The sequence below is a fragment of the Streptomyces sp. NPDC017246 genome, from assembly GCF_044331325.1.
Classification (GTDB): domain Bacteria; phylum Actinomycetota; class Actinomycetes; order Streptomycetales; family Streptomycetaceae; genus Streptomyces.
Genome location: NZ_JBIRMW010000039.1, coordinates 1 through 6,504, shown reverse-complemented (window position 1 = coordinate 6,504; position 6,504 = coordinate 1). Strand labels below are relative to the sequence as shown.

Annotated in this window: 6 protein-coding genes; 3 read left to right on the top strand and 3 right to left on the bottom strand. The window is 72.5% G+C overall.

Features of this window, described 5'->3' with window-relative positions:
• Nucleotides 1–396: 396 nt before the first annotated feature.
• Together ACH4MY_RS38105 and ACH4MY_RS38100 are read left to right on the top strand one after the other, a co-directional pair.
• Nucleotides 397–885 (top strand): pyridoxamine 5'-phosphate oxidase family protein, encoded by a 489-nt coding sequence (locus ACH4MY_RS38105; protein WP_398009436.1) that lies wholly within the window; start codon nucleotides 397–399, stop codon nucleotides 883–885.
• A 380-nt stretch (nucleotides 886–1,265) separates the two neighbouring features.
• The gene (locus ACH4MY_RS38100) at nucleotides 1,266–2,450 is read left to right on the top strand and encodes an acyl-CoA dehydrogenase family protein (protein ID WP_398009434.1); all 1,185 of its coding nucleotides are present in this window, start codon (nucleotides 1,266–1,268) and stop codon (nucleotides 2,448–2,450) included.
• 341 nt (nucleotides 2,451–2,791) lie between these two features.
• On the opposite strand, the gene ACH4MY_RS38095 is transcribed toward ACH4MY_RS38100, so the two are convergent.
• Nucleotides 2,792–3,601, bottom strand: a complete 810-nt coding sequence (locus ACH4MY_RS38095) for an SGNH/GDSL hydrolase family protein (RefSeq protein ID WP_398009433.1) — start codon at nucleotides 3,599–3,601, stop codon at nucleotides 2,792–2,794.
• Between the two features lie 522 nt (nucleotides 3,602–4,123).
• Nucleotides 4,124–5,032 (bottom strand): zinc-binding alcohol dehydrogenase family protein, encoded by a 909-nt coding sequence (locus ACH4MY_RS38090; RefSeq protein WP_398009431.1) that lies wholly within the window; start codon nucleotides 5,030–5,032, stop codon nucleotides 4,124–4,126.
• Between the two features lie 140 nt (nucleotides 5,033–5,172).
• On the opposite strand from ACH4MY_RS38090, the gene ACH4MY_RS38085 reads away from it, so the two are divergent.
• Nucleotides 5,173–6,246: a transposase gene (locus ACH4MY_RS38085; protein ID WP_398009429.1), complete on the top strand. Its 1,074-nt coding sequence runs from the start codon at nucleotides 5,173–5,175 to the stop codon at nucleotides 6,244–6,246.
• A gap of 98 nt (nucleotides 6,247–6,344) precedes the next feature.
• Here the strand turns inward: ACH4MY_RS38085 and ACH4MY_RS38080 are convergent.
• The coding region (locus tag ACH4MY_RS38080) for an acetyl-CoA carboxylase biotin carboxyl carrier protein subunit (protein ID WP_398009438.1) at nucleotides 6,345–6,504 on the bottom strand (160 nt) is incomplete at its 5' end.

Sequence of the window (6,504 nt, the reverse complement as noted above, 5' to 3'; positions counted from 1 at the left end):
AACACCCCGCCCCCCCCACGCCTATCCCCCGCCCCCCCCCCCCCCACAGGGCGCCCGCCCCGCCCCCACCCGGCGGCGGCCCGCGGTCGTCCCCCGGGCGGCCGCCCGGCCGCCCGCTCCGCCCCCGGCGCCGCCCGGTGGCCCGGGGGCGCCACCCCGCCACCCCCGCCGCCACCCCGCCACCCCCGCCGCCGCCCCCGCCGCCGCCCCGCCGCCTGTCCGCCGTCATTGCTGTCGCCGGGGCCGGTTCCGGCCGGGCGTCCGGTGGTATCCGTGAGAGAAGTCGGTGACTTCAAAGTGCGTTCTTCCGCCACCGGCAGCCGTACTGCATTCTGATTCCGGAAGGGTCTTCACAGACCCCTCGCCATCGACAATCGAATGCCGGGAGGAATCGATATGGCTACCACGGTGGAATCCTTCTCGGAAATCGAAGACAAGTTCAACTCCTATATCCAGGACATCGTCTACTGCACCATGATCACCGTGGACAAGAAGGCACGTCCCAGGGCCCGTGTGCTGCTGCCCATCTGGGAAGTGGTCGACGGGAAGCCGGTCGGCTGGCTCGCCGCCTACAAGACGCCCGTCAAGGTGGCCCACCTGGCCAACAACCCTCACACCACCTACTCGTACTGGAACCCCCGCCAGAACGCGGTGTTCATCGACAGCGTCTCCACCTGGGCCGAGGACCAGGAGGCCAGGCAGTACGCGTGGGACCTCTACCGCAAGGGAAGCCCCGCCGGCGTCGGGTACAACCCGCTCAACTTCTGGCGCGGCGGCCCCGAGGACCCCAAGTACCACGTCCTGCGCATCGACCCCTGGCGGGTGCAGGTCCTCAGGGGCTCGGACCTCAGCAGCCGCATCTGGACCGACGAGAGCCGGCGCTGACCCCGCCCCCTCGCCGCAAGGACTCCCGGCGCGGGCAGGTGATTCGGCCTCTGCCCCCGCCGGGCCCCCAACTCGCCCAACTCGCCCGGCCCGCCCCGCCCCGCCCGGCCCGTCCCGCCCAGCCCGTCCCGCCCCGCCCCGTACCCGGTCGAAAAGGGTCATACCTGCGGCCTGTCGCGACTCTTCGGCCCGCCGGCCCCCGAAGCGGCCCGTATTCGTTCTCGCGTATAAACCTTCAAGGCTCCCAGGCGGGGGTAACCGAACGCTCATCAATTGACAGTCCCGGTAATGACCGAGGTGTGAGCGAATTCCGGAAGCAATTGAATGAACCGGCAGTACAGTCGGGCAGCACCGGATGAATTCGCGGCAGAGGAGGCAGGATGACCACGGTCGACATCGACGCCGGCACCGTACTGAAAGCGGTGCGGGAGAGCGTTCACATACTCCGTGAGAACGGACGCACGACCGAGGAACGCGGCTGGCTCGCACAGCAGAACATCGAGCTGCTGGACCAGGCCGGAGTCTTCAGGGCCGCCGTCCCGCACAGGTTCGGCGGACTGGACCTGCCGCTGGCCGACCAGTTCGCGCTCGTCGCCGAGATCGCCCGCGGCTGCGGCTCCACGGGATGGGTGGCCAACGCCTGGATCTCCAGCGCCTGGATCATCTCCCAGTACCCCGACCGCGCCCAGGAGGAGATCTACGCCGGCGCCGGCGGATCGCTGAAGGTCTCCGGAGGCTTCACCCCCACCGGCCGGGCGACCCGCACCGACGACGGCTTCGTCCTGAACGGCAGCTGGCGCTTCAACACCGGCATCCGCGGCGCCGACTGGAACATCCTCGCCGCCCTCGTCGAACGCCCCGACGACGTCCACGAAGAGGTCTACGCGGTGGTCCGCGCCGACGAGATGACCATCGCCGACGACTGGGACGTCTCCGCCGCCGCAGGCACCGGCAGCTGCACCTCCTCCGTCAAGGACCTCTTCGTCCCGGCCCACCGCGTCGTCGACGGCTTCGAAGTCCTCGAGGGCCAGGTCCCCGACCGCGCCCACACCGACGGCAGCGCCAGGGAATACGGCCTGACCGCCTACGTGATGGCACTGTCCGCCGCGGCCTACCTCGGCATGGCCCGCGCCGGCCTCGAACTCTTCCTCGACCGGCTCCCCGGCAAGAGCATCGCCTACACCCACTGGGAGGAACAGCGCGCCCACCCCTACGTCCAGTTCCAGGTCGCCGCCGCCGCCAACAAGATCTCCGCGGCCCAGGCACTGGCCGACAGCTGGACCCGGCGCATGCAGGACGCCGCCGATGCCGGTGACCGGATGTCCATGGCCGACCGCGTGGAGATCCGCAGCCAGATCACCTACGCCGTCCTGCTCGCGAAGGAGGCCGTCGACACCCTGCACTCGATCAGCGGCGCCTCCGTCATCCAGCGCTCCCAGCCCTTCCAGCGCGTCCACCGCGACATCCAGGGCCTCGCACTGCACGGCCTGATGGCACCCCTCGGCGGATTCGAGGCATACGGCAGGGTCCTGGTCGGACTGGACCCGGACACCGAGTTCTTCTAGACCACCGGGCCCACACCCCCCAAGGCCGCGTGCGACACACCCCCCGTCGCACGCGGCCCTCGCCTTGCCCCCCATGCCCCCTTGCCGCCGCACGCGGCCGCCACCCCGTACCCCTTCGCCGCACGCGGCCACCACCCCGTACCCCTTCGCCGTACGCGGCTTCCGCCCCGTACCCCTTGGTCGTACGCGGTCTTCGTGCGCATCCGCCCCGTCCGGGAAAGGGGGCCGGGTGAACCCGATGGGGGAAGAGCGGGTTCACCCGGCAGCCCCGGCAGCCCCGGCAGCCCCGGCAGCCCCGGCAGTCTTGGCGGCACGACGGGCGGCGCGACGGGCGGCGCGGGTTACCGGGGTGTGGTCTTTCCCAGTGGTGCCAGGTCGGGACGCTTCGGTGTCATTCCGTCGCCGGCCGACCGGCCGCGCAGTGAACGCCCCATCCAGGGAAGGAGATGCGCGCGCAACCACCGCAGGTCCTGGAGCTGTTCGGCCGGCCACGGGCGGTGCTCCGGCGCGAACGCACACACCGGCTCCGGCACCGGAGTAAGACCCAGGACGCCGGCGGCCCGCCGGGCGACCTGCTCGTGCCCCTCGGGCGACAGATGCAGCCGGTCCTCGCTCCACGCACGCGGATGCTGGATCGCCCTCAGCGACCACAGATCGACCACCGCGCATCCGTGCCGGTCGGCGATGGCCCGGATGTGGGCCGTGTAGACGGCGATCTTCCCGCGCAGCCTGCGCAGCACCGGAGTGTCGCGCGGGTCGAAGCCCGTGAACACCAGGACCGTCCCCGCCGCACCGGTCAGCTCCGCGACCGCGGCGTCGAAACGCGCGGCGATGTCGTCGGGCGAACTCCCGGGATGCAGGATGTCGTTGCCGCCCGCACACAGACTCACCAGGTCCGGTGCGAACTCCCGCACCCTGGGCACCTGCTCCCGGACTATCTCCTCGATCAGCCGGCCCCGGACGGCGAGGTTGGCGTAGCGGAACTCCGGGGCGGGGGAGTGCCGGGCCAGGCGGCCGGCGAGCCGGTCGGCCCAGCCGACCACCTCACCCCCGGGAGTCTCGTCGCCGACCCCTTCGGTGAAACTGTCACCGAGCGCCGCGTACGAGCTGATGCCGTACCGGGCGGACGGCGGACGGGTCCCTTCCCGCATCTTCCTGTCCCCGCCTTCCGGGTCCGGCCGGCGCGCCGGCGGCACCGGCGCAGTCACGGTGAGGCGGACGCGGGGCAGAGGCAGGGGCGACCGGGCCCCGAAGGACCCGCCCCTCACGCCGTCTCGTGGCCCCAGCCTGAACCGGCGCCCACGGCCGGGCCAACGGCACGACGGCGAGAGTGTCAGTTTTCCGCACGGCCATCCGCCCCCCGACCGGCCCACGACACCGCGACGCCCGTCCACGGCGCCGTACACACCATCCGCGAGTACGTCGCACGGGTGAGGCGAGCACCCACGCTCCCGACCCGTCGCCCACGGTCCCGGCCGACCGGGACGGGCCCGGGCCGTCCGGACGGCCGGGGACGTGCCCGGGCCGGCACGCGACCGACAAGACCTCCGGCGCACCCGTCAGTGACGGCCCGGGCCGGCACGCACCCGTCAGGCCCGTCAGCGAGGCCCGGGCCGACAGCCCGTCAGCCCGTCAGCACCACCCGGCTCCGGCCGGCGCCCGTCCTGCCCGTGTCACGGCCGCAGTACGACCTTGCCCGTCGTGCGGCGTGCCAGCAGGTCGGTGTGGGCCCGGCCGGCGTCGGCGAGCGGGTACTCCGTGCCTGTCACCGGACGCAGCCGGCCCCGCAGCGTCAGCGCGATGAGTTCCTCCAGCGGCTCACGCAGCGCTCCCGGCCGGGCCAGAGTGGGCCGCAGCCAGAAACCGACGACAGCGGCGTTGAGCCGGCCGAGCCGGGCCGGGTCGAGCGCGGCGAACGCCGTACGGGAGGCGTTGCCGTACGTGACGAGCCGCCCGAAGTCGGCCAGAGAGCCCAGCGCGTGGTCGAACAGCTCCCCGCCGGCCGCGTCCAGGATCACATCCGCCCGCACCTCCAGCGGATACCTCACCGCCTCGTCGGCACCCAGCTCCACCGCGAGCCGCTCCTTGTCCGCCGTGGACGCCTGCGCCAGGACACGGCCCGCCCCGAACTCCCGGGCCAGCTGCACCGCGAGACTGCCCACACCCCCCGCCGCGGAGTGCACCACGACACTCTCACCGGGCCGCAGCCGCGCCGCGGAACGCAGCAGATGCCAGGCGGTGAGCCCCTGCGTCAGCAGCGCCAGAGCCCTGGGGGCGTCCAGCTCCTCGGGAACCTCGACCAGAGCGGACTCCCGGGCGAGCACACACTGCGCATAGCCGTGGGTGACCTTCGCCAGCACCCTCCGGCCGTCCCCGGTCCGCCCCACGACCTCCCCACCGGGAACATGAGGCAGAAGATCGGCAGAGAGATAGGACCCGTCGACCTGGAAGGTGTCGGCGAAATTGACACCGGCCGCCTCCACGGTGATCAGGGTCTCGCCGGGCCCGGGGACCGGGACGGGCACATCGACGGGCGTGAGGACTTCGGGACCGCCGAAACGGTCGAACCGTATCGCGAGCATGATCAGGCACGTTACCGCCGCCCCGCCCCCACCGGGCGCGGATCCCCCCAGCCCCCGGGCGGGCACGCCGGCCCCACGCGGGACTCAAGAGCCACTCGCCACCCTGGACACCACCAGGACAAGGCGACGAGGGGCCCCAGATGGCGCAGCAGCTCACCGAGGAAAGGCCGCCGCCCAAGGACACCGGGCCACAGCCCGGCGACCCGGTCCCGGCCTGGTTCACCGACACCGTCTTCGCCACCCTGCCCCGCTCCGACCAGCGGCGCTGCGCCGCCGCCTACCTCCGGGCCCTGCTCACCTCACCCGGCCGCAAGACCGTCCGCGCGATGACCCACTCCACCACCGACCTCCAGGCCCTCCAGCAGTTCGTCAACGCCAGCCCCTGGGACTGGCAGCCGCCCCGCCAGGCCCTGGGCCGTCTCGCGGCCCGCCGGATGAACCCGCGCGCCACCGTCGTCGAACTCGCCCTCGTACCCAAGTACGGCGAGCAGATCGTCGGCGTCCACCGCCGGCCCACCCCCACCGGAGGCTCCGTCAACTGCCAGGTCGCCCTCGGCACGTTCCTCACCGAACGCGGCCGGAGCCTGCCCGTGGACTGGCGCCTCTACCTCAACCGCGCCTGGGGCGAGGACGAGGAACACCGCCGCCGCGCCCGCGTCCCCGACACCGTGCGCCGCCGCCCCCTGGAAGACCTCGCACTCGAACTCCTCGACCACGCCCCGCCACAGCGCCCCGGCCGCACCCGGCCCGTCATCCTCGATCTGCGGGGCAACGCGGACACCCGGCGTACCGCCGCAGGCCTCCTGGACCGCGACGCCGGCTTCCTGCTGTCCCTGGGCCACCACGAGCACGGACAGGCCAACGTACTCAAACCGCCCGTACGCGGCCCCCTGGTCACGCTCGCCTCTCCGGCGCGCCTGGACCTGCCCGGCCACGGACCGGGCCGCTTCCGGCTCCTGGCCCAGTGGTCCCCGGCGCGCGACCGTCCCCGGCAGGTGTGGCTGACCAACCTGCTCGACGGCTCGTCGAACGACTTCCTCGCGCTGCTGCGGCTGCGGAACACCGCCGGCGCGGCACTGAGCGCCATCAGCGAGGACTACGGCATGGCGGACTTCACGGGCCGCTCGTTCCCCGGCTGGAACCACCACATGACACTCGTCTCCGCCGCCTACGCGGTCGACACACTCCAACTCGCCGAAGAAGAACCGCCGTAACCGAAGCCCCCCGCCGTAGCCGACGACCCCGCGCACGCGCAGGGCCCGCAGGCAGCAAGCCTGCGGGCCCTGCCCGTGCGCGGCGCTTGGTGTGCCGGTCAGTCCTTGATGTCGCAGATGACGGCGCCGGAGACGACCGCCCCGCCGACCTTCGCGGCCAGATCCTTGACGGTGCCGGAGCGGTGGGCGTTGAGGGGCTGTTCCATCTTCATGGCCTCCAGGACGACGATGAGATCGCCTTCCTTGACCTCCTGGCCC